This window comes from Nonomuraea sp. NPDC004580, from assembly GCF_040609855.1.
Classification (GTDB): domain Bacteria; phylum Actinomycetota; class Actinomycetes; order Streptosporangiales; family Streptosporangiaceae; genus Nonomuraea; species Nonomuraea salmonea.
Genome location: NZ_JBEXLH010000004.1, coordinates 226,651 through 247,459 on the forward strand (window position 1 = coordinate 226,651; position 20,809 = coordinate 247,459).

General features: G+C 74.4%; 21 protein-coding genes. 18 read left to right on the plus strand and 3 right to left on the minus strand.

Annotation, left to right across the window (positions count from 1 at the left end):
• Positions 1-118: 118 nt before the first annotated feature.
• The 3 genes from ABZW11_RS08265 to ABZW11_RS08275 are packed head-to-tail and all read left to right on the plus strand — an operon-like array spanning position 119 to position 1,635.
• Positions 119-757 carry a TetR/AcrR family transcriptional regulator gene (locus tag ABZW11_RS08265; protein WP_355413986.1) on the plus strand — a complete coding sequence of 213 codons (639 nt, stop codon included), beginning with the start codon at positions 119-121 and terminating at the stop codon, positions 755-757.
• Complete coding sequence (locus ABZW11_RS08270; RefSeq protein ID WP_355413988.1) at positions 738-1,046, plus strand: DUF6204 family protein; 309 nt, start codon at positions 738-740, stop codon at positions 1,044-1,046. The genes ABZW11_RS08265 and ABZW11_RS08270 overlap by 20 nt, the downstream gene beginning before the upstream one ends.
• A gap of 28 nt (positions 1,047-1,074) precedes the next feature.
• Complete coding sequence (locus tag ABZW11_RS08275) at positions 1,075-1,635, plus strand: XRE family transcriptional regulator (protein ID WP_355413990.1); 561 nt, start codon at positions 1,075-1,077, stop codon at positions 1,633-1,635.
• A gap of 158 nt (positions 1,636-1,793) precedes the next feature.
• Here the strand turns inward: ABZW11_RS08275 and ABZW11_RS08280 are convergent, their stop codons facing one another.
• On the minus strand, positions 1,794-2,621 hold the full coding sequence (locus ABZW11_RS08280) for a MurR/RpiR family transcriptional regulator (RefSeq protein ID WP_355413992.1): 828 nt from the start codon (positions 2,619-2,621) through the stop codon (positions 1,794-1,796).
• A 56-nt stretch (positions 2,622-2,677) separates the two neighbouring features.
• Here ABZW11_RS08280 and thrC point away from each other — a divergent pair, with 56 nt between their 5' ends.
• From thrC to ABZW11_RS08330, 10 genes are all read left to right on the plus strand, one after another.
• Complete coding sequence (gene thrC, locus ABZW11_RS08285; RefSeq protein WP_355413994.1) at positions 2,678-3,730, plus strand: threonine synthase; 1,053 nt, start codon at positions 2,678-2,680, stop codon at positions 3,728-3,730.
• A gap of 165 nt (positions 3,731-3,895) precedes the next feature.
• Complete coding sequence (locus ABZW11_RS08290; protein WP_355413996.1) at positions 3,896-4,519, plus strand: DNA/RNA non-specific endonuclease; 624 nt, start codon at positions 3,896-3,898, stop codon at positions 4,517-4,519.
• Positions 4,520-4,610: 91 nt separating this feature from the next.
• Entirely contained in the window at positions 4,611-5,216 is a 606-nt protein-coding gene (locus tag ABZW11_RS08295) for a biotin transporter BioY (protein ID WP_355413998.1), read from the plus strand.
• A gap of 7 nt (positions 5,217-5,223) precedes the next feature.
• Positions 5,224-6,666 carry a class I adenylate-forming enzyme family protein gene (locus ABZW11_RS08300; RefSeq protein WP_355414000.1) on the plus strand — a complete coding sequence of 481 codons (1,443 nt, stop codon included), beginning with the start codon at positions 5,224-5,226 and terminating at the stop codon, positions 6,664-6,666.
• Between the two features lie 2 nt (positions 6,667-6,668).
• On the plus strand, positions 6,669-7,799 hold the full coding sequence (locus ABZW11_RS08305) for a thiolase family protein (RefSeq protein WP_355414002.1): 1,131 nt from the start codon (positions 6,669-6,671) through the stop codon (positions 7,797-7,799).
• A gap of 3 nt (positions 7,800-7,802) precedes the next feature.
• A complete protein-coding gene (locus ABZW11_RS08310) occupies positions 7,803-8,477 on the plus strand; it encodes an ABC transporter ATP-binding protein (RefSeq protein ID WP_355414004.1) in 675 nt (224 codons plus the stop codon).
• Positions 8,474-9,085: an energy-coupling factor transporter transmembrane component T gene (locus ABZW11_RS08315; RefSeq protein WP_355414006.1), complete on the plus strand. Its 612-nt coding sequence runs from the start codon at positions 8,474-8,476 to the stop codon at positions 9,083-9,085. Before ABZW11_RS08310 ends, ABZW11_RS08315 begins: the two co-directional genes overlap by 4 nt.
• A 39-nt stretch (positions 9,086-9,124) precedes the next feature.
• A complete protein-coding gene (locus ABZW11_RS08320) occupies positions 9,125-9,475 on the plus strand; it encodes a metalloregulator ArsR/SmtB family transcription factor (protein ID WP_355414008.1) in 351 nt (116 codons plus the stop codon).
• Positions 9,475-10,086, plus strand: a complete 612-nt coding sequence (locus tag ABZW11_RS08325) for an SRPBCC family protein (protein WP_355414010.1) — start codon at positions 9,475-9,477, stop codon at positions 10,084-10,086. The genes ABZW11_RS08320 and ABZW11_RS08325 overlap by 1 nt, the downstream gene beginning before the upstream one ends.
• A gap of 56 nt (positions 10,087-10,142) precedes the next feature.
• Positions 10,143-10,778: an SDR family oxidoreductase gene (locus ABZW11_RS08330; RefSeq protein WP_355414012.1), complete on the plus strand. Its 636-nt coding sequence runs from the start codon at positions 10,143-10,145 to the stop codon at positions 10,776-10,778.
• Between the two features lie 3 nt (positions 10,779-10,781).
• Here ABZW11_RS08330 and ABZW11_RS08335 read toward each other — a convergent pair whose 3' ends face one another.
• Entirely contained in the window at positions 10,782-11,942 is a 1,161-nt protein-coding gene (locus tag ABZW11_RS08335; RefSeq protein ID WP_355414014.1) for an SWIM zinc finger family protein, read from the minus strand.
• A gap of 22 nt (positions 11,943-11,964) precedes the next feature.
• Positions 11,965-14,706 carry a DEAD/DEAH box helicase gene (locus tag ABZW11_RS08340; RefSeq protein ID WP_355414016.1) on the minus strand — a complete coding sequence of 914 codons (2,742 nt, stop codon included), beginning with the start codon at positions 14,704-14,706 and terminating at the stop codon, positions 11,965-11,967.
• Positions 14,707-14,808: 102 nt separating this feature from the next.
• Between ABZW11_RS08340 and ABZW11_RS08345 the strand changes: the two genes are divergently transcribed.
• Genes ABZW11_RS08345 through ABZW11_RS08365 form a run of 5 tightly spaced genes read left to right on the plus strand, consistent with a single transcriptional unit; the run spans position 14,809 to position 20,657 of the window.
• Complete coding sequence (locus tag ABZW11_RS08345; RefSeq protein ID WP_355414018.1) at positions 14,809-15,426, plus strand: DedA family protein; 618 nt, start codon at positions 14,809-14,811, stop codon at positions 15,424-15,426.
• Positions 15,410-16,513 (plus strand): histidine kinase, encoded by a 1,104-nt coding sequence (locus tag ABZW11_RS08350; protein ID WP_355414020.1) that lies wholly within the window; start codon positions 15,410-15,412, stop codon positions 16,511-16,513. Before ABZW11_RS08345 ends, ABZW11_RS08350 begins: the two co-directional genes overlap by 17 nt.
• Entirely contained in the window at positions 16,504-17,148 is a 645-nt protein-coding gene (locus ABZW11_RS08355) for a response regulator transcription factor (RefSeq protein ID WP_355414022.1), read from the plus strand. Before ABZW11_RS08350 ends, ABZW11_RS08355 begins: the two co-directional genes overlap by 10 nt.
• Before the next feature lie 39 nt (positions 17,149-17,187).
• A complete protein-coding gene (locus ABZW11_RS08360) occupies positions 17,188-19,770 on the plus strand; it encodes a DUF6493 family protein (RefSeq protein ID WP_355414024.1) in 2,583 nt (860 codons plus the stop codon).
• A gap of 26 nt (positions 19,771-19,796) precedes the next feature.
• Positions 19,797-20,657 (plus strand): hypothetical protein, encoded by an 861-nt coding sequence (locus ABZW11_RS08365; RefSeq protein WP_355414026.1) that lies wholly within the window; start codon positions 19,797-19,799, stop codon positions 20,655-20,657.
• Positions 20,658-20,809 lie beyond the last annotated feature (152 nt).

Below are 20,809 nucleotides of genomic sequence, written 5' to 3' on the forward strand. Positions count from 1 at the left end.
GGGCCCGGCGCCACAGCTTTCGGCGTAGCCGACCTCTCTCACCACTGATCACGCGCCCCTTCCTGCGTGCGCGGATAAAATTGCAGTGGACTCCAAATTTACAGTACGCTCCAGCGGCATGACCGAAGGACTGCGCGAGCGGAAGAAGCGCCGCACGCGGCAGCACATCTCCGAGGTGGCCGTCGGCCTGTTCGTCGAGCGCGGTTTCGACAACGTGACGATCGCCGAGGTCGCGGCCGCCGCCGAGGTGTCGGTGAACACCGTCTACAACTACTTCCAGGCCAAAGAGGACCTGGTGCTGCCGCCGGAGGAGGCCTCGCCCCGCCGGCTGGCCGACATCGTGGCCGGGCGCGCGCCCGGTGAGTCGGCGGCCGGGGCAGTCCTGGCCCGGCTGCGGCAGGAGGTGCGCGAGCGCGAGCGCCGCGTGGGCCTGACCGTGGGGTTCGGGCGGGTGCTGGAGATGATGCGGACCGCGCCCACGCTGACCGCGCGGCTGGAGGACCTGGGCCGGCGCATGACCGGCGAGCTGGCCGGCCTGCTGGCCGAGGAGTGCGGCGTGGGGCCGGATGATCCGCTGCCCCGCGTGGTCGCCTGGCACATCGGCAGCCTGCACGCGCTGGTGCTGAGCGAGATCGGCCGCCGCACGGCCGGGGGCGAGCAGCCGGACGCGATCGCCGAGGCCGTGCTGGAGCTGCTGGACGCGGCCGAGAGCGTGCTCGGCGAGAAGGTGCTGGCTTATGCCGTACGAGGGGAGTGACGTGATGTTCCGGGTGACGATCAGCGGGAAGTTCCGGGGGCTCGACGACGCCGGGCGGGAGGCGGTGCGGGCGGCGGCCGGGACGGCGTTCACCGAGGCGGGCACGTTCACCCACGATCAGAGCGTGTCGGTGTTCACGTTCCGCTGCCAGGTGCCGGCCGAGCCTGAGGACGGCGATGACGAGGCGGCCCTGGGGGCGATGGCGGCGCTGGAGGCGTACGGGCAGCCGTACGAGGTGCTGCGCATCGGCGTGACGGACATGCGCGACATCAAGATCCGCCGGCGCTGATTCTCAGATCTGGGATAGCATCCCGAATATGAGAGGAGATGTGGAGAGCCGGCTCGCCGACCGCCTCGCCCAGCTGCGCATCCAGCGTGACTGGTCGCTGGAGGAGCTGGCGAGCAGGTCGGGCATCAGCCGCTCGACGCTGTCGCGGCTGGAGCGCGGCGAGATCAGCCCGACGGCGGCGCTGCTCGGCAAGCTGTGCGAGGTGCACGGGCGGACGATGTCGCGGCTGCTGGCCGAGGTCGAGACCGAGCCGCCGCAGGTCGTGGCGGCCGGGGCGCAGCAGGTGTGGCGGGACGAGTCGTCCGGGTTCGTGCGCCGTTCCGTCTCGCCGCCCCACCCCGGGCTGCGCGGCGAGGTCGTGGAGGGGCGGCTGCGGCCGGGCGCCGACATCGCCTACGACGCGCCGCCCGTCCCTGGCCTTGAGCAGCACATCTGGGTGCTGGAGGGGTCGGTGGAGATCGCCTTCGACGGCCGTACGCATGCCGTGGAGGCCGGCGACTGCCTGCGCTTCCGCCTGTGGGGGCCGTCCAGGTTCCGCTGCCCCGGTCCTGGCCCGGTCCGGTACGCGATCTTCGTCGTCCTGCCCTAGGAGGAGCCCGCATGCGCACGATCACCCGCCTGTCCCCGGCCGAGTTCGAGGGCTGCGTCAAGGAGCTGGCCGCGGCTGGACCCGCTTCGGCATCGTCCCCGGCTACGCCGGCTCGCCCGACGGCACGCTGCGTGAGTGCAGCTTCTTCTACAAGCGGCTCACAGCGACTGCGTGAGCGCGTCGAGGTCGGCCAGCCGGTCGGCGGGGGCCAGGCGGGCGGCGGTGGCGACGAGCAGCAGCTCGGTGACCGCGATCTCGTGGGTGAGCGGCGCGATCGGCCCCGCGGCCTCGCGCGGCAGCGCGATGAGCAGCTCCGCCTCGGCGGCCAGCGGCGAGCCCCAGGTGTCGGTGACGAGGATCACCCGCGCGCCGCGCCCGCGCGCGGCCCGCACGAAACGTGCGGTGGCGGGGGAGTAGCGGCGGAAGTCGTAGGCCACCACCAGGTCGTCCGCGCCCAGGTCGAGCACGGTACGTGCGCGCGCGTGGACCGGCTCGGGCACCCGGTGCGCGCCGGGGCGCAGGCCCGCGAGCTGGCGGATGAGGTAGTCGGCGGCCAGCTCGCTCAGCGGCCCGCCGAGTGCCCAGACGGTCCTGGCCTCGGCCAGCAGGCCCGCGCCGCGGTGGCAGAGCTGGGCGGGGACGGCGGCCAGGGTGCCGTCGAGGCCGGCGCGCAGCTCTTCGGCCGCCTCGCCCAGCTCGCCGGGGGGCTCGTCATCGGGGCGGGTGACGTATTCGAGCAGGCGTGAGCGGTCTCTGGCGCCGTCGCGTACGGCGGCCTGGAAGTCGGCGAAGCCCGCGTAGCCGAGCCGGTCGAACAGCCGGGACGCGGTCGGCGGGCTCACCCCGGCCCGCTCGGCCAGCGCGCGCAGCGAGCCCAGCGCCGCGAACGGGTGGTCGTCGAGCAGCACCCGCACCACCGCCCGCTCTCCCGGCGGCAGCTCGGCGTAGACGGCGCTGAGCCTGGCCACGATCGCGTCGCTCTCCATGCTGACGAATGTTACATCAATGCCGATGCGGTGAAACGAATGTTACGGTTCCGGACATGACTACCTGGAACGGCCTCATCGACAGTCCCTACCGGCGCTGGCTGCCGGTCACTCCCGACACCCCGGCCATCTCGCTCAACGAGGGCAACACGCCGCTGCTGCGCTCGGCCCACCTGTCCGAGCTGACCGGCTGCGAGGTCTGGCTGAAGGTCGAGGGCGCGAACCCGACGGGATCGTTCAAGGACCGGGGCATGACGGTGGCGATCAGCCGCGCGGCCGAGGCCGGCGCCAAGACCGTGATCTGCGCCTCCACCGGCAACACCAGCGCCTCGGCCGCCGCGTACGCCGCCCGCGCCGGGCTGCGTGCCGCCGTGCTCGTGCCCAAGGGTCGGGTGGCGCTGGGCAAGCTGGCCCAGGCCCTACGGTACGGCGCCGAGATCGTCGAGGTCGGCGGCACGTTCGACGACTGCCTGCGCGTCGCCCGCGAGTTGGCCGCCCATCACCCCGTCGCGCTGGTCAACTCGGTGGGCAACGAGCTGCGCCTGGCCGGGCAGCGCACGGTCGCGTACGAGATCGTCGACGCCCTGGGCGCGGCGCCCGACGTGCACTGCCTGCCGGTCGGCAACGGCGGCAACATCACCGCGACCTGGACCGGCTACCGCGCCTACTCCCCGGGCGAGCCGCCGCGCATGTGGGGCTTCCAGGCGGCCGGGGCTGCTCCGCTGGTGCACGGCGCGCCCGTGTCCGAGCCGCGTACGGAGGCCGGCGCGATCAACGTCGGGCACCCGGCCACGTGGGAGGGCGCGATCGCGGCCAGGGACGAGTCGGGCGGGCTGATCGGCGCGGTGAGCGACGAGCAGATCTTCGCCGCGTACCGGCTGATCGCCCGCCGCGACGGCGTCTTCGCCGAGCCCGCGTCGGCGGCCGGGGTGGCGGGGCTGCTCGACCTGCACGCCAAGGGCGGGCTGGAGCCCGGCCTGCGAGTGGTGATCACGCTGAGCGGCAACGGCCTGAAGGACCTCGACGCCTCGCTGCGCGGCGGCTACACCGCCACCGAGACCTCGGCTGCGACCGGGGAGGTGGCCAGGGCTTTGCGGCTCGCAGCCTGACCTACCTGCGACAACAACTTCAAGTAACTGAACGGTAACGTTATGTGAAAGTTCTCACGGGCACGAAAGTCACGACAAAGCCGACAGGTGGCTGATCGGGCGGTTCAACGCCGTCGGCCTCCCCTCTCCTGAGCGGTGACCCCCTGCTCCGAGAGGACTCCTGCCGTGCCCGCCACCCGACTTCGCCGTGCCCTGGGCGGCGCGAGCGCCACCGCGCTCCTGCTCACCGCCGCCGCCTCCGCCCCCGTGCTCAAGCCCGACGCCGCACCCTGTGCGCGGCTGCTCGAAGCGTCGGCCACCTACCGCGCCTACGGGCACACCTTCACCACCGACGGCGCGGGGCGTCCCGCCGAGGCCATGGCCAAGACGCTCGTCGACCGGGACGCCCCGCGCGGCTCGTGCGAGAGCAAGGTCGGCGACTGGGGCGGGAGCGGCGACTGGCAGGGCGGCCACCTCATCGCCGCCTCCTTCCGCGGCGCCGGCATGCGCTACAACCTCGTGCCCATGCGCGGCAGGCAGATCAACCAGGGCCTCATGAAACGGGTGGAGAACGGGGCGCGCGCCTGCCTGGAGGACGGCGGCGAGGTGCGCGACTACCGCGTACGCCTGCACTATCCGGACCGCACGACTCTGACCCCCGACACGATCCGCGTCAGCCTCACGGTGGCATCCCGGCCGGTCACGGTCACCCTGCCGAACCGTACACTGAGCGCCGAAGACCTGAAAGCCCAGCAAAACGGGATAACTGCCGCGTTCGATGCCGCGCCGTGCGGCAGGGACGGCGCGTGAGCGCGGTATCGATCGCCAGCAGATGATCGGAGGGAATGTTGTGGGATACCTCCATGCCTGAGCACACCCGTTCTGGTGTGGGATCGACGCCATGAAGGATGAAGGGAAACAGCGCAGGAGGCTCGCGACGGGCACGCTGGCGCGGGTGGCCGTGTTCGCCGCGCTCATCGCGGTCATGGGCCTGCCGGGCACGCTGAACGTCTTCGGCAACGCCGTTCCGATCACGCTGCAGACCATGGGCGTGATGCTGGCCGGCGCCGTCCTCGGCGCGTGGCGGGGCGCGCTCGCCGTCCTGGTCCTGTACGTGCTGGTCGCCGCCGGGCTGCCGCTGCTGGCCGGCGGGCGGGGCGGGCTGGGCGTGTTCACCTCGCCGTCGGCCGGTTTCCTCATCGGCTGGCTGCCCGGCGCGGCCGTCACCGGCTGGCTGGTCGAGCGGGCCGGACGCAGCCCGAGCGCGCTCCAGTTGTTCGTGGCGTCCGTGGCGGGCGGCATGGGAGTGATCTACCTGTTCGGCATCCCGGTGCAGGCGCTGGTGACCGGGGTCTCCCTCAGCGCGGCGGCCGGGCTCACCGCGGCGTTCCTGCCCGGCGACCTGATCAAGGCGGCGCTGACGGCGGTGGTGGTCAGGGGCGTCCAGCGGGCCTACCCCGACGCGGTGCCCGCCGTGCACCGCGAACGCCTCGGCGGGGGGCGTTGACCGCTCGATGCCCGTAGCAGAACACGTGCTGGCGCACGCCGCCGAGCGGCCCTCCAAGCTCGCGGTGCGCGGACCCGGCGGCGAGCTGACCTACGCGCGGCTCGCCCACCGGATCGAGGCCGCCGCCCGGCACCTCGCGGGCAACGGGCTGGGCCCCGGCGTGACGGCGGCCATCGGCCTGGCCGACCCGGCAGACCTGCTCGTCGCCGTCCTGGCCGCCGACCTCGCCGGTGCGACACCCCTGGTGGGCGATCACACCTGGGACCGCGCCCGTTGGAGCACCGTCACCGCCCCGCTGCCGATCGTCCCCGTCACCACGCCCCTGCCGGCAGCACCGATCGACGCGCCCCTGCCGGCGACGGCCTCCATCGGCGCTTCCCCGCCGGCGGCGCCGCTCGCCGCGCTCCCGCCCGACCCCGCCGGCCCCGCTGTGCGGCGGCGCGCCCGGCCTGACGATCTCGCCTGGGCCTGTTTCAGCTCCGGGAGCACCGGGCGGCCGCGGGCGATCGTCCGCACCCGGGCCTCCTGGACCGGCTCCTACCACCATCTGAACGCGCTGACCGGCATCGGCCCCGACGACGTCGTGCTCGTGCCCGGCCCGCTGGTCTCGTCCCTGTACGCCTTCGCCGCCCTGCACACCCTGGCCACCGGCGCCACGGCTCTGCTGCCGGGACGCTGGCCGGGCCGCGCCCTGGCCGATCACCTGGCGGAGGCGAGCGTGGTGCACCTGGTGCCGCACCGGCTGCCCGACGTGCTGGACCGGCCGGGTTCGCTGCGGGTGGCCGTGGTCGGCGGCGCCGCCCTGGCCCCCGGCGCGCGCCAGGCCGCAGAGCGCGCCGGCGTGCGCGTGGTGGCCTACTACGGGGCCACCGAGCTGTCGTTCGTGGCCGCCGACACCGACGGGGGCGGGCTGCGTCCCTTTCCCGAAGTGGAGCTCGAGGTGCGCGGCGAGGGGCCGCTGGGCGAGGTGTGGGTGCGCTCGCCGTGGCTGGCCGAGGGCTACCTGGGCGCGGCGGCCGGGCCGCTGCGGCGCGACGAGGACGGCTGGGTCAGCGTGGGGGACGTGGCCGAGCCGTACCGGGCGGGCGGCGTGCTGCGCGTACGCGGGCGCGGCGACGGCGCCATCCAGACCGGCGGCGCCACCGTCGTGCCCGAGGACGTCGAAGAGGTGCTGCGAAAAGTGCCCGGAGTGGGAGACGTCGTGGTGGTCGGCTCGCCGCACCCGTCCCTGGGCGCGGTGGTGACGGCGGTCATCGAGAGCCCGTTCTCCGAGCCGCCGCCCCGCGCGCTGCTGGAGGAGACGGCGCGCGGCGGGCTGGACTGGGCGCAGCGGCCCCGCCACTGGTACGCGGTGCCCGAACTGCCCCGCACGCCCACGGGCAAGCCGGCGCGGGCGCTGGTGGCGGCCCGGCTGGCGAGCGGCGACCCGGCCATCAGGCGGCTGAGGTGACCATGGACCTGACCCCCGTGGTGGTCTCGGCCCGGCGCACGCCGATCGGCACGGCCGGGCACGCGTACAAGTCGCTGACCGCCGAACACCTGGCCGCCCCCGTGATCGCCGCCGTCGCAGGCGACCTGCAGGGCCGGCCGGTCGATGACGTGATGCTGGGCAACTGCATGGGACCCGGCGGGAACATCGCCAGGGTCTGCGCGCTGGCGGCCGGCCTCGGGCACGAGGTGCCAGGGGTGACGGTGGACCGGCAGTGCGGCAGTGGCCTGGCCGCGATCCTGCTGGCCGGCCAGGCCGTCCGCGCGGGCGAGGCCAACCTGGTGATCGCCGGAGGCGTGGAGAGCGCCTCGACCGCGCCGCTGCGCACGTTCAGAGGGGCCGGGACGCCGTACGAGCGGGCGCCGTTCGCCCCGGAAGGCGGCCCCGACCCGGACATGGGCCCGGCGGCCGAGGCGCTGGCCGCGGCCAAGGGCGTCGATCGCGGACGGCAGGACGCCTACGCCTGCCGCAGCCACGCCCGCGCCCTGGCCGCCCGCGCGGCCGGCCGATTCGCCGAGGAGATCGTGCCGATCTCAGGCCGCAGTGACGACCAGCGCCCGCGCCCGCTGCGGGCGGCGTCGCTGGCCCGGCTGCCGGCGGCGTACGTGCCGGGCGGCACGGTGACGGCCGGCAACTCCTCCCCGAACAGCGACGGCGCCGCCGCCGTGGCCCTGGTGCCGGAAGGGCTGCGCGACGGCCTGCCCGGCCTGCGGCTGCTGGCCGGGGCCGTGACCGGGTGCGATCCCGAGCTGCCCGGGTGGGGGCCGGTGCCGGCGATCCGCCGGGTGCTGGCGCGTGCCGGGGTGGCGATGGAGTCGATCGCGGTGGTGGAGATCGTGGAGGCGTTCGCGGCGCAGGTGCTGGCCGTCACCGACGCGCTCGGGCTCGACCCGCTGGGCGCCGACGACGAGCGGGTGTGCCCCGGCGGCGGCGCGCTGGCGCTCGGGCACCCGTGGGGCGCGACCGGCGCGGTGGTGGTGACCAGGTTGTTCGGCGGGCTCGTCCGCGCCGCGGCCCCCAAGGGCACGCTGGGCCTGGCGGCGGCCGCGGTCGGCGGCGGGATGGGCGTGGCCGCCCTGTTCGAGGTGGTGTGAGAGTTGATCGAATTCGCTGACGTGCACGTCCGGCTGGGCACGCGCGACGTGCTGCGCGGCGTCACCGCGGCGCTGCCCGAGCGCCGGGTGGGCGTGGTGGGCGCCAACGGCTCCGGCAAGAGCACGCTCGCCCGGCTGGTCAACGGCCTGGCGCTGCCGTCGTCCGGCCAGGTCACCGTGCTCGGCATGGACACCCGCCGCGACGGCGCCAAGATCAGGCGCGGTGTGGGGTTCCTGTTCACCGATCCCGACGCGCAGATCGTGATGCCGACGGTGGCCGAGGACGTCGCGTTCTCGCTGCGCCGCAAGGGCCTGACGCGCGAGGAGGTGGACCGGCGGGTGGGCGAGGTGCTCGGCCGTTACGGCCTGGCCGGCCACGCCGACCATCCCGCGCACCACCTGTCGGGCGGGCAGAAGCAGCTGCTGGCGCTGTGCTCGGTGATGGTGCTGGAGCCGGAGATCCTCGTCATGGACGAGCCCACCACGCTGCTCGACCTGCGCCACTCGCGCCAGGTGGCGGAGCTGCTGGAGGAGATGCCGCAGCAGGTGTTCCTGGTCACCCATGACCTGCCGCTGCTGTCGGGGTTCGACCGGGTGCTGGTGATCGACGAGGGCCGGGTGGCCGCCGACGGCACGCCCGCCGAGGCCATCGCCCACTACCGGAAACTGATGGCGTGAACGGCCTCACCGGTGCCTACGTACCCGGAGACTCGCCGCTGCACCGGCTGCCGGCCGGCGCGAAGCTGGCCGCGCTGGCGCTGGCCTGCACGGCGCTGGTGCTGCTGCGCTCGCCGCTCGCGCTGGCCGTGGCGGGCGTCGTGGTGGCGGCCCTGTACGCGCTGGCCAGGGTCGGCGCGGCGGCTGCGTGGGCGCAGGTCAAACCGGTGCGCTGGTTCGCCGTGATGCTGTTCGGCGTGCAGTTCGTCTTCGCCGGGCCGGCCGCGGCCGCCGCCACGACGCTGCGGGTGGTGCTGGCGGTGGCGCTGGCCGGGCTGGTGACGCTGACCACCCGGTCGGCGGCCATGATGGCGGCGCTGGAGCGGCTGCTGTCGCCGGTCAGGTTCGTGGGGCTGGACCCGTTCCGGCTGTCGTTGCTGCTGTCGCTGACCATCCGCAGCGTGCCGGTGGTGGCGTCGCTGGCCACGCGGGTCAGGGAGGCGCAGCGGGCCAGGGGTGTCGAGCGCAGCCTGCGGGCGTTCGCGGTGCCGCTGGTGGTCGGCTCGCTGCGGCACGCCGACGCGCTGGGCGAGGCGCTGAGCGCCCGGGGGCTCGACGACGATGATTAAGAGTTGACTTATATAAGCAGGTCCTGAAACACTCTGGTGGTGCACGCCTTCGACGTCCTCGGCGATCCGGTACGCCGCCGGATCCTGGAGCTGCTGGCCACCGGCGAGCTGAGCTCAGGCGAGGTCACCGCCGCCATCCGGCAGGAGTTCGGCATCTCGCAGCCGGCCGTCTCGCAGCACCTGCGGGTGCTGCGCGACAGCGGGTTCGCGAGCGTACGGGCGGAGGGCACCCGCCGCCTCTACGCCGTCGAGCCCGGCCCGCTGCGCGAGATCGACGCCTGGCTGGAGCGCTTCCGCGCTTTCTGGGACCAGCGCCTGGACGCGCTGGCGACGGAGCTGGCCCGGGGCAAGCGCGAACGCCGCATCACGAAAGAGAAAGAGGATCCCTGATGGACATGGTCGACGAGATCAACAAGACGCACCGCGAGCTGATCGACGGTAAGCGCAAGGTGCAGGTGCTGCGCCGCCACTACGACGCCGAGATCGAGGACGTCTGGCAGGCCTGCACCGACGCCGACCGCATCGCCCGCTGGTTCATGCCGGTCACCGGCGACCTGCGGCTGGGCGGCCACTACCAGCTGGAGGGCAACGCCCACGGCGAGATCCTGCGCTGCGAGCCGCCCAGCATGTTCACCATCAGCTGGCTGTTCGGCCCCGCCCCCGGCTTCTCCGAGGTCGAGGTGAGCCTGACCGCCAAGGACGGCGGCACGGTGCTGGAGCTGCGGCACACGGCGGAGGTGCCGGAGGAGATGTGGACGCAGTTCGGCCCAGGCGCCACGGGGGTGGGCTGGGACCTGGGGCTGCTGGGCCTCGCCCTGCACCTGACCGGCGCCTTCATGTCCGACGAGGCCAAGGCCACCTTCCACGAGACCGAGGAGGGCCGGCGCTGCATCGTGACCAGCAGCAAGGCGTGGGGCGAGGCGCACCGGGCGGCGGGCGGCTCGCCCGAGCTGGTGGCCGCGACGGTGGCGGCCACCACCGCCTTCTACGCCCCCGAGTGACCCGCGGACCCCTCCGAGTAGGGTAGTGAGCACTCACTCACCCCTTGGAGGGGCCCATGAAGATCACCGTCTTCGGTGCGACCGGTGGCAGCGGGCTCGAGCTCGTACGCCAGGGCCTCGCCCTGGCGTACGAGGTCACCGCCGTGGTCCGCGACCCCGCCCGGCTGCCCGCCGAGCTGCGCGAGCAGGCAGACGTCGTCCAGGCCGACGTGATGGACCCCGGCGCCATCGCCTCCGCCGTCGCGGGCCGCGACGCCGTGCTCAGCGCGATCGGCCCCCGCGGCACGGGGCCCACCACCGTCTGCTCCGGCAGCACCCGCGCCATCCTGGCCGCCATGGAACGCACCGGGACGCGGCGGCTGCTCATGGTCAGCGCCGCCGCCCTGGAGAGCGACGCCGGTGACGGCCCCTTCTCGCGGTACGCGCTCAAGCCGGTCATCCGCCGCTTCCTCCGCCACGTCTACGCGGACCTGGCGGAGGCGGAACGGCTGGTGCGCGAGTCCCGTACGGACTGGACGATCGTGCGGCCCGCCCGCCTCACCGACGCCGGCCGCACCCACCGCTACCGCACGGCCCGCGACCTCAGCGTCCGCGGCGGCCACACCACCACCCGCGCCGACCTCGCCGACTGCATGCTCAAGCTGATCGAGGACGGCACGTCGGCGGGTCACGTGGTGTCGGTGGCGACGTGAGGCTCAGCCGACGAGGGCCGAGGGGTCGCGGTCCGGAGGACCGGCGGGCCACCACCGGTCCTCCCGGCGGGTGAAGGGGTACCAGCGGCCGTCCCGGCCGTAGCGGAGCTGGAGCTCTCCGAGGGTCCAGCGGTTGCGCCAGGCTTCCATGGGCGGAGCCTGCGCGCCTTCCCAGGCGGATTCGAGCCGGGCGCGCGCTCTGGCCAGGTCGTGGCGGGGCGGCGTCCAGGGGTGCTCCAGCGCGGCGAGGCCGCCCGCGCCGCCGTGCCGCCAGGCGGCCACGGCCGCCCCCAGCTCCTGCTCTCCTCGGTCGTCCGGCCGGTCGAGGGTGTGGTCGGCGAGCAGCCGTACGTGGTCCTCGTGCTCGGTCAGGTGCGGCATGCGGTCGTGCAGCAGCAGGTCACTGGCGCGGGCGGCGGCGGAGGCGGCCAGCACCGCCAAGGCGGCCACGTCCACGCCGGGCGCCGGGTCGAGGGCGGGCGGGGTGTAGGTGACGTCGTACGACGGCGGGTCGGGCAGCGGGGGCACGCCGGCCGCGAACGCCACCGCCGCCGGCGTACCGGACGGCCGGGCGGCGTCCTCCGTCCGCCCCGCACGCGTGGCCGCGCCCGCCGCGTTTCGTGCCTGCAGGGCTTCGACCAGGTCGCTTCGGCCGCGGCCGCGCAGGAGCAGCAGGACGAACGGGTCGGCGTCCAGCAGCCAGGACGCCTGGTAGCACAGGGCGGCGGCGTGCTGGCAGGGGTGGCCCCAGTCGGGGCAGGAGCACTCGGGCTCCAGGTCGCCGACGGCGGGCAGCAGCGGCACGCCCGCGGACTCGGCCGCGTCGACCAGGTCGTGCGGCATGTCGCCGTCGAGCAGCGCGGCGATGTGGCCGGCCTTGGCGGCGACCTGGTCGAGGAAGCGTTCCCATGCGTCGTCGGTGAGCTGCTCGACGCCCACGACCACGTCGTACTCGTGCTCGGCGACGGCGGCCAGGCGTCCTGGGCTGACGGTGATCGGGCCGAGCCGCCCGGTCTTGGCGTACGCGCGGCCCTGGCGCAGCAGGGTGTGGTCGAGGGAGGTGTCCTCCATGGCCTGGATCCAGGCGCGTCCCCACCAGGAGGTGGCGAAGCGGGCGCCGGCGCGCTGGCGGGGGAAGGCGGGGAAGCCGCGGGCGGGGGTCATCGGGGCTCCAGGATCGGGGTGGTCATCGGAGTTCGACCAGGGCGGCGAGTTCGGCGTCGGTCAGTTCGGTGAAGGCGGCCTCGCCGGAGGCGAGCACGGCGTCGGCGAGCGAGCGCTTGGCGGTGAGCATCTTCGCGATGCGGTCCTCGATCGTGCCCTCGGCGATGAGGCGGTGCACCTGGACGGGCCTGGTCTGGCCGATGCGGTAGGCGCGGTCGGTGGCCTGGTCCTCGACGGCCGGGTTCCACCAGCGGTCGTAGTGGATGACGTGGTCGGCGCGGGTGAGGTTGAGCCCGGTGCCGGCGGCCTTGAGCGACAGCAGGAAGACGGGGGCCTCGCCGTCCTGGAAGCGCCTGACCATCTCCTCGCGGCGGGCGACGGGGGTGCCGCCGTGCAAAAGCCGGGTGGCGACGCCCCGGCCGGTCAGGTGGCGCTCCAGGAGGCGGGCCATGGCGACGTACTGGGTGAAGACGAGCACGGAGCCGTCCTCGGCGGTGATGGTGTCGACCAGCTCGTCCAGCAGCTCCAGCTTGCCGGAGCGGCCGGGCAGGCGCGGGTCGCTCTCGTGCAGGTACTGGGCGGGGTGGTTGCAGATCTGCTTGAGCCCGGTGAGCAGCTTGACGATGAGGCCGCGCCTGGCCATGCCGCGCGCGTCGGCGATCTGGGTCATGATCTCGCGGACGACGGCCTCGTACAGGCCGGCCTGTTCGGTGGTGAGCGCGACGGGACGGTCGGTCTCGGTCTTGGGCGGCAGCTCGGGCGCGATGCCGGGGTCGCTCTTGCGGCGGCGCAGCAGGAACGGCCCGACCAGCCGCGACAGGCGTTCGGCTGTGGCGGTGTCGCCTGACTCGACCGGCCTGGCCCAGCGGGCGCGGAAGCGGGTCAGCGGGCCGAGCAGGCCGGGGGTGGTCCAGTCGAGGATGGCCCACAGCTCCGACAGGTTGTTCTCGACGGGGGTGCCGGTCAGGGCGACGCGGGCGGCGGCGGGGATCTCGCGCAGCGCCTTGGCGGTGCCGGACGCCGGGTTCTTGACGTGCTGGGCCTCGTCGGCGACCAGCAGGCCCCAGTGGTGCGCGGCCAGGCGGTCGGCGTCGAGGCGCATGGTGGCGTACGTGGTGAGCACGAAACCCTCCTCGGCGAGCGTGCGGTTGCCGCCGTGGTAGCGGCGCACCGGGACGCCCGGCGCGAACCGGGTGATCTCGCGCTCCCAGTTGCCCAGCAGGGAGGCGGGGCAGACCACGAGCGTCGGCCCTGAGGCGCGGTGCAGGTGCAGCGCGATGAGCGTGACGGTCTTGCCCAGGCCCATGTCGTCGGCCAGGCAGGCGCCGAGGCCGAGCGAGGTCATCCTGGCCAGCCAGCGCAGCCCCGCGTACTGGTAGTCGCGCAGGGTCGCGGCCAGGCCGGGCGGCGGCGGCACGTCGGCGGGCTCGGCCAGGCGGCGGCGCAGCTCGTCGAGCCAGGCGGTGGGCTCGACGGGGACCTGCTCGTCCTCGACCTCGACCGTCCCGGTGAGCGCGGCGCCGAGCGCCTCGATGCCGGTCAGCGGTTTGAGCTCGCGCGTGCGGGCCTTGCGCGCCAGGTCGGGGTCGATGAGCACCCACTGGTCGCGCAGGCGTACGACGGGGCGGTGCGCCTCGGCGAGCTGGTCCATCTCGGCGGCGGTCAGGCGTTCTCCGCCGAGTGCGAGCTGCCAGTCGAAGCTGGTCAGGTGGTGGCCGCCGAGGAAGGAGGGCAGGTCGGACGGTGCGGGGTCGCGGTCGCCGACGACGGCGCGGGCGGTGAGGCCGCGCACGAACGAGCGCGGCCAGTGCACGTCCACGCCCGCCGCGGCCAGCCGGTCGGCGGCTCCGGCGAGCAGCGCCTCCACGTCGCCGTCGGACAGGGTCAGCTCGTCGGGTACGGCGCTGTCGAGCAGCTCCGCCAGGCGGGGCCAGGCGCGGGCGGCCCTGCGGACGGCGAGGGTGGCCTCGATCCTGGCGCCCGGCCCGAAGCCGGCCTCGCCGCCGCGCCACAGGTCGGCGGCGTCCACGACCCGCGCGGGGTCGGCCAGGCTGTGCAGCTGGGCGACGGCGCGGAACTCGGCGGCCACCGGGTCGTCGGCCTCGATGCGCAGCGACAGCCGCAGGCCCGCGTCCAGCCCTGCGGAGAGCTCCTCGGCCCAGCCGCGCAGGTGGGGCACCTTGACGGGCTTCGCGGCGGCGTAGGCGGTGAGGCCGGTGGCGCGTACGGCGCCGGGCGAGCGCGGCATCGCGTCGGCGACGGCGTCGAGAAAGGCCCGCACGAGCGGCTCGGCGTCGGGCAGCAGGGGGACGTCAGCGGGCAGGGTGTCGTCAGCGGGCATTGGGACGGCGCGGGCGGTGGCGGGCATGGCGGCGGCCAGTTGGCGGACGCGGCGGGCGTCGTCGGCGTCGAGCGGCCCGGCCCGCCAGGAGTCGTGCTCGCCCGGCGACACGCCGGGCAGGATGCGGCCCCGGGTGACGAGCTGCAGCGCGATGAGGGCGGCGGCGCCCCAGAAGCGGGCGGCCGGATGGGCGTGGGGGTCCTTACGCGCTCTGGCCAGGGCGGCGACGGCCTCGCCGACGGGCACGAGGGTGGCGGGGACGGCGCGCGTGGCCACGCCGCCCTCGTGCCCGTCGGCGCGTTGCTCGGCCACGGTCAGCACACTGTCACCCGTGGGGTCGAGGAAGGCGATGTGCCCGGTCCTGGGCGGGTCGCCGGGCTGGAAGACCGCAGGGTGCCGGGCCAGATCCGTCTGAGAGCTCACGGCCGTACAGTGTACGGTACGCTGAGGGTGTGGTTTACCGCAGTGCCCAACGGGCAGCGACCACATTCCGCACTCGGCCCGATCTTCCATAGCCTGGACCGCATGACTGATTGGCTGGTAGGACTCATGGACCGCCTCGGAGCGCCCGGGGCCGGTCTCGCCATCGCGCTGGAAAACCTTTTCCCGCCTCTTCCGAGCGAGGTGATCCTGCCACTGTCCGGTTTCACGGCGAGCAGAGGCAAGATGCAACTGCTCGACGTTCTCGTCTGGACGACGCTGGGGTCCGTGATCGGCGCACTCGCACTCTACGGGGTGGGCGCACTGCTGGGCAGGGAACGCACGCTGGCCATCGCCGCCAAGCTGCCCCTGATCAAGATCTCCGACATCGAGAAGACCGAGGCGTTCTTCCAGCGTCACGGCGGCAAGACCGTCTTCTTCGGCCGGATGATCCCCATCTTCCGCAGCCTGATCTCCATCCCGGCGGGCGTCGAACGCATGCCGCTGCTCAGGTTCACGCTGCTCACCACGGCCGGCAGCGCCATCTGGAACACGCTCTTCGTCATGGCCGGCTATCTCCTGGGCGAGCAGTGGGAGCTGGTCGAGACCTACGTCGGCGTCGGCACCAACGTGGTGATCGCCATCGTGGTCCTGGCGATCCTGGTGTTCATCGGGGTCCGCCTGGCCGAGCGGCGCAAGGGCAAGCATGCGAGTCGTCGCTGAGGGTCTGCGGGTGGCCGCCGCGGTCACGGCAGGCGCTGTGACCGCGCTCGTCGAGCTGGTGTTCCTGGTGCTGACGCTGCCGTTCCTCGGCCACCCGAACGTCCTGGCATCCGCCCGCCGACTGGCCCGCCTGGAGGCGGGCCGCCTGCGGCTGGACATCTCCCACCTGGACGCCCTGGAGGACGCGCGGGGCGGCAGGGCCGCACGCTACCTGGCGGCGCGCGTGCCCGTCGGAGTGCTCGGCGGGCTGGTGATCGCGCTGCTGGTCGCCGGGGTGAAGGTCGCGGTGCCGTTGCTGGCCGCCTGGGCCGCGGGCCGGCCGTTCGACGGGATGGAGCCGACGCCGCCGCTGGTGGCGTACATCCTGACCGGGGGCTTCGTCCTGCTCTTCCTGGACCTGTCCGGGGTGGCGGGGGTGCACGCGCTCGAACGCCGGCTGGCCGTCCGCATGCTCGGCCCCGACCCGACCGAGAAGCTGCGGCGCCGCATCACCGAGCTGGCCGAGAGCCGGGCCGGCATCGTCGCGGCGGTCGACTCCGAGCGCCGCCGCATTGAGCGTGACCTGCACGACGGGCTGCAGCAGCGCCTGGTGGCGCTGTCGATGCTCATCGGACGCTCCCGCCGCGGCCGTCCCGAGCTGCTGGAGCAGGCGCACGCCGAAGCCCAGCACGCGCTGGCCGAGCTGCGCGAGGTGGCCTGGCGCGTCTACCCGAGCGGGCTCGACTCGCTCGGCCTCGGCGAGGCGCTCGCCGGGGTCGCCGAACGCTCGAGCGTGCCGGTCACGGTAGATTGCCGGCTGCCGGAACGTCCCCCGATGGCGGTGGAGACGGCGGCGTACTTCGTGGTGTGCGAGGCGGTGACCAACGCCGCCAAGCACGCCGGGGCGGCGGCCATCACGGTCGGGGTGCACAAGGAGGGGGCGGCGGTGGTCGTACGCGTGCGCGACGACGGCTCGGGCGGCGCGCGCCCGACGGGCGGCGGCCTGTCGGGGCTGGCCAGGCGGGTGGCGGCGCTGGACGGCCACTTCGAGGTCGACAGCCCCGTCGGCGGCCCCACCACGGTCACGGCGGTGCTGCCGTGCGGGTGATCCTGGCCGAGGACTCCACGCTGCTGCGCGAGGGCCTCGTACGCCTGCTGCTGGAGGAGGGCCACGAGGTCCCCGCCGCCGTCAGCGACGGCGAGGCGCTCATCGAGGCCGTCGAGAAGCACGAGCCCGACATCGTGGTGGTCGACGTGCGCATGCCGCCCACCCACACCGACGAGGGCCTGCGCGCGGCACTGGAGATCCGCAGACGCCGGCCGTCGGTCAAGGTGCTCGTGCTGTCGCAGTACGTCGAGAAGCGCTACGCCACCGAGCTGATGAGCTCCGACGTCGAAGGCGTCGGCTACCTGCTCAAAGACCGGGTCGGCCAGGTCGGCGACTTCCTCGACGCGCTCGAACGCGTGGGCGCGGGCGGCGCCGCCTTCGACCCTGAGGTGGTGCGCCAGCTGCTGGCCCGCACCACCCAGCAGGACCCGCTGTCCAAGCTCACCGCCCGCGAACGCGAGGTGCTGGAGCTCATGGCCCAGGGGCTCACCAACGCCTCCATCGCCCAGGCCCTGCACGTCTCCCAGAGCGCGGTGGAAAAGCACGTCAACTCGCTGTTCGACAAGCTCAAGCTGTCCCACATCACCGGCTACAGCCGGCGCGTCCTGGCGGTCCTGCACTTCCTGGAGTCCTGAGCCGGAGAATTGTCGGCGTGGCCCGCTACCGTCCCCGCCATGGATCATGAGGACGAGATCAGGAAGCTGATCTGGCAGCGCCACGCCGACCGGCTCGCCGAGCGCGTCAAGGCCCTCGACGAGCCCGCGCGCAAGCGGGTCGCGGCCGAGCTGCCGCAGCTGCTGAAGGAGCTGACGGCCACCTTCAGCCGGTGGGAGAGCGACGGGCTGACCGACTTCGGCCCGGTGCTGCGCGTGGCGGGCGCGGCCACGCTGGGCGGCGCGGCGGCCGTGGCGTCCTGGCTCTACCGCCGGGCCTTCGCGCCCCAGTGGGCCGGCCCCGACAACGACGTCGATCTCGTCCTGGCCGTCATCGCCGACCGTCCCGCCGCCTGGCGGGCCGACCTGGCCGAGCGGCTGACGCTGCGGCTGCGCACCGCCGACGACCGCGGCATGCGGCTGGCGCTCGCCCTGCTGCGCGAGACCGGCATCGAGCCGCCGCCGCACGACGTGCTGGTGGCCGGCTGGGTGTCCGAGCCGCCCAAGGACCTGGCCGACGACCCGCTGCTCGACCACCTGCTGCCGCGGCTGTTCGAGGCGCAGGGCGTGGGGCGTCAGCTGCAGTGGCAGAGCGATCCCGACCAGGGCTGGCTCGGCGCGCTCCTTGACATCGCCGACAGCGGCCGGGTGCGGCGGGCCGATCTCCTCGACGGCTGCCTGCGCCGGTTCCTGCTCGGCGGCGCCCCCACCGAGCTGCGTTTCTTCGTCCACCTGCACGAGGCGCTCGATCCGGCGCCCGGCGAGGTCGACGGCCGCGCCCGTGACTACCTTCGGCTGCTGCCCGCCGCGCCCGGCCAGGTCGCCGAGGCGGCCGCCAAGCGCCTGCGCGGCTGCTCGGCGCTGACGTCCGACGACCTGGCCGAGGCGTGGGAGTCGCTGCTGTTCCGCCAGGAGCGCAAGCTGGTGCGGGCCGGGCTGTCGTGGCTGCAGGCGACGGTGCGCCGGCAGCCCGAGCTGGCCGGCGTGGTGGCCGTGCCGCTGGCCAGGGCGTTCGCCGCCGAGTCCGCCGAGCTGCAGGAGAAGGCGGCCGAGCTGGCGCTGGCCTGCGCGGCGGCGATGGACGAGGAGGGGCGCGCGGCCGTGCGCGAGGCGATCGAGCTGCTGCCGCCCCGGCTGGGCGGCCGCCTCGCGGCGGCCTTCGGCGGTGCGGCGGTGGCCGAGCCGGTCTTCGTGCCACCACCGCTGCCCGCCGTGCCCGAGCGGGCCCGGCCCTTCGAAGAGCCGCCCGCCACTCCCGACGAGCTGGTGACGCTGTGGGTGTCCATGCCCCAGACGTGGCAGACGTGGGAACGCCTGCTGGCCGGGTTCGTCACGCTGGCCGGCCGCGACCGCGCCGGCCTGGCCGCCAGGCTGGAGGGCCTCAGGCAGCCGTGGTGGCGCTGGCAATACCAGTCCTCGTTCTGGGACTCGGTGGACGACTGGTTCAGGGGGGCGGTCACGCACGTCGTCGGCGTCGGGCCCGACCAGCCGGCGTGGCGCACGCTGATGCCCTCGGGGCGGCTGGCCGTCCCGCACCGCGTGCTGCTGCACCGCGCGGCCGAGATCCTGCGCGCCCTCGGTGAGGGCACGCTGCCGCCGCTGCTGCTGGCCACCCCCACCCACGACACCGGGCACGTGGCGGCGGACGAGCTGGTGCGCCGGCTCGAGGTGCTGGAGGCGGCGGGCGCCAAGCCGCTGGCCGCAGACTTCCAGCAGGCGCTGCTACGGCTGCCTCCCGACGAGCCGGTCGAGGCGGGTCACCTGACGTCGCCGGCCGGGCGCATCCTGGCCGCCTGGCGGCACCCGGAGACCGAGCTGGGCCTGCGGTGGCGGTGCGGCGACCACGGGCCCGAGCACGACTGGCACGCCCGCGACCACCACCACTACATCAAGCCGCACCCCCTCGCCCGCCGGGCGGCGCGCACCGGGCTGCCGCTGGCCGACTTCCTGCTCAACCGCTTCGAGACCTCCGTCTCCTCCGACGCCGAGGTGCGTCATCTCGACTGGTGGCCCGCGATGCTGCCCTTCCATCGGGAGACGGCCGCGGCGCACCTCGGCCCCTACGTGGTGCACTCCTACGGCCGGCCGCACGTGCAGGCGGAGCACGCGCGGGCGCTGGCGCGGGCCGGCGGGCCGGCCGGGGCGGCGTTCGCGGCGGTGCTGGCGCGGGTGCTGGGCGACCCTCAGGAGATGGAGGCGGTCGATGTGCTGCTGGAGGTGGCCGCGCGCGGCGAGTTACCGGCGGCCGAGGTCGGCAGGCAGGCCGGGCTGCTGCTGGCGAGCGGCGAGGTCAAGATGAGCGACATGATCGCCGCGCTCGACACCGCCGCTCAGCGGGGCGCGCACGCGCAGGTGTGGGAGATCATGGCGGCGGCGCTGCCCGTGGTGCTGCCCGAGCCGGGCGCACGGCCGCGCAACGGGTCGGCCGCCTTCGTCGCGCTGGCCGGCACCGTCGCGGGGTGGTGCGGGGCGCGCGGGGAGATCCCGCGGGTGCGCGACCTGGCGGCCCGCAGGGGGAGCAGCGCGTTGCTGAGCGAGCTGCGGGCCCTGCACGCGCTGCTCACCACTGACACGTCGGCGAACCTCGCTCGGGAAGGGGCATGATGGCGCACCGCAGGTTTCCTCATCAGATGGACGAGGGGCACGACACGCGCATGCACATCGGCGATCTGGTGCGCGCCGCCGTCCCGGACGCCTCGCGGGTGACGGTGCGGCGGGCCCAGCTGGGCGCGTCCGGGGTGACGACCGTGATGGGCGACGGGCGGCCGGTCGTGGTCGATGGCCTGGACGAGCCCCTTGAACGGCTGCGTGAGCTGTCCTATCGCAAGGGGAAGGGCACCTGGTTCAGCTGTGAGCTGGAGTTCACCGCGGGCAGCCGGGGTCATGACTGCCGGGCCGACGGAGAGGCGATGCCGTTCGCACTGGTGGAGCCTGCGGCGGCGCTGGGGGAGCTGACCACGTTCCCTCGTGACGTGCCGCCGGAGTGGCTGCTCGCGGCGCTGCCGACCGCCATGCCGTTCGGGCTGCCCGTCCCGCTGCTGGACGAGCGGCCGTGGCACTCTCCCTTCGACGAGCACCGGCCGGCCCCGCCGATCACCGGCGAGGTGTCCTACACCCCTGCCGCCGGCATGACCGCCCGCGTCGCCGGCCACGAGGAGGGCTCCGAGCCCGTGCCGGGACAGCGGCTGCTCTGGCTGGGCGAGCGGCCCGACGACCCCGACGCCGGGGCGGTCGTGCTGACCGTGCACGAGGAGACGTACTACCTGGCGCGCCACCCGGAGGGCGCCACCGACGGCGGCCTGCGCTCGCTGACCCTCGACGGTGCGACGCTGCGGGTCGAGCTGACCCCGCAGGCCGCCGACCGCCTGCGGACCGAGACGGTCTTCGAGGTCCGTCTCGACCTGCCCGCCGAGAGCATGGCCACGGTGCGGGCGGCGGTGCCGGGCATGCTGGGGCGGCTCACGGACGGGCCGAAGCTGCTCGGCTTCTGACCACCCCGGCTGCTCCGCACGTCGTGCATGACCTGACACCACACCTTGGTCAGGGCGGCCGTGGCAGTGGAGCTTAGCCGGCCGTCACGGTGCCTCCTCAGCGGCCCTTCTTGCCGCGCGGCAGCTTGAGCGGCACGGGCTTGACGGTCGGG

Excerpts from the sequence above, each read along its gene's own strand:
- ABZW11_RS08265 (WP_355413986.1), top strand. The coding sequence starts at position 119 with ATGACCGAAGGACTGCGCGAGCGGAAGAAGCGCCGCACGCGGCAGCAC.
- ABZW11_RS08270 (WP_355413988.1), top strand. The coding sequence starts at position 738 with ATGCCGTACGAGGGGAGTGACGTGATGTTCCGGGTGACGATCAGCGGG.
- ABZW11_RS08275 (WP_355413990.1), top strand. The coding sequence starts at position 1,075 with ATGAGAGGAGATGTGGAGAGCCGGCTCGCCGACCGCCTCGCCCAGCTG.
- ABZW11_RS08280 (WP_355413992.1), bottom strand. The coding sequence starts at position 2,621 with ATGGAGAGCGACGCGATCGTGGCCAGGCTCAGCGCCGTCTACGCCGAG.
- thrC (WP_355413994.1), top strand. The coding sequence starts at position 2,678 with ATGACTACCTGGAACGGCCTCATCGACAGTCCCTACCGGCGCTGGCTG.
- ABZW11_RS08295 (WP_355413998.1), top strand. The coding sequence starts at position 4,611 with ATGAAGGATGAAGGGAAACAGCGCAGGAGGCTCGCGACGGGCACGCTG.
- ABZW11_RS08300 (WP_355414000.1), top strand. The coding sequence starts at position 5,224 with ATGCCCGTAGCAGAACACGTGCTGGCGCACGCCGCCGAGCGGCCCTCC.
- ABZW11_RS08305 (WP_355414002.1), top strand. The coding sequence starts at position 6,669 with ATGGACCTGACCCCCGTGGTGGTCTCGGCCCGGCGCACGCCGATCGGC.
- ABZW11_RS08325 (WP_355414010.1), top strand. The coding sequence starts at position 9,475 with ATGGACATGGTCGACGAGATCAACAAGACGCACCGCGAGCTGATCGAC.
- ABZW11_RS08330 (WP_355414012.1), top strand. The coding sequence starts at position 10,143 with ATGAAGATCACCGTCTTCGGTGCGACCGGTGGCAGCGGGCTCGAGCTC.
- ABZW11_RS08335 (WP_355414014.1), bottom strand. The coding sequence starts at position 11,942 with ATGACCCCCGCCCGCGGCTTCCCCGCCTTCCCCCGCCAGCGCGCCGGC.
- ABZW11_RS08345 (WP_355414018.1), top strand. The coding sequence starts at position 14,809 with ATGACTGATTGGCTGGTAGGACTCATGGACCGCCTCGGAGCGCCCGGG.
- ABZW11_RS08350 (WP_355414020.1), top strand. The coding sequence starts at position 15,410 with ATGCGAGTCGTCGCTGAGGGTCTGCGGGTGGCCGCCGCGGTCACGGCA.
- ABZW11_RS08360 (WP_355414024.1), top strand. The coding sequence starts at position 17,188 with ATGGATCATGAGGACGAGATCAGGAAGCTGATCTGGCAGCGCCACGCC.
- ABZW11_RS08365 (WP_355414026.1), top strand. The coding sequence starts at position 19,797 with ATGGACGAGGGGCACGACACGCGCATGCACATCGGCGATCTGGTGCGC.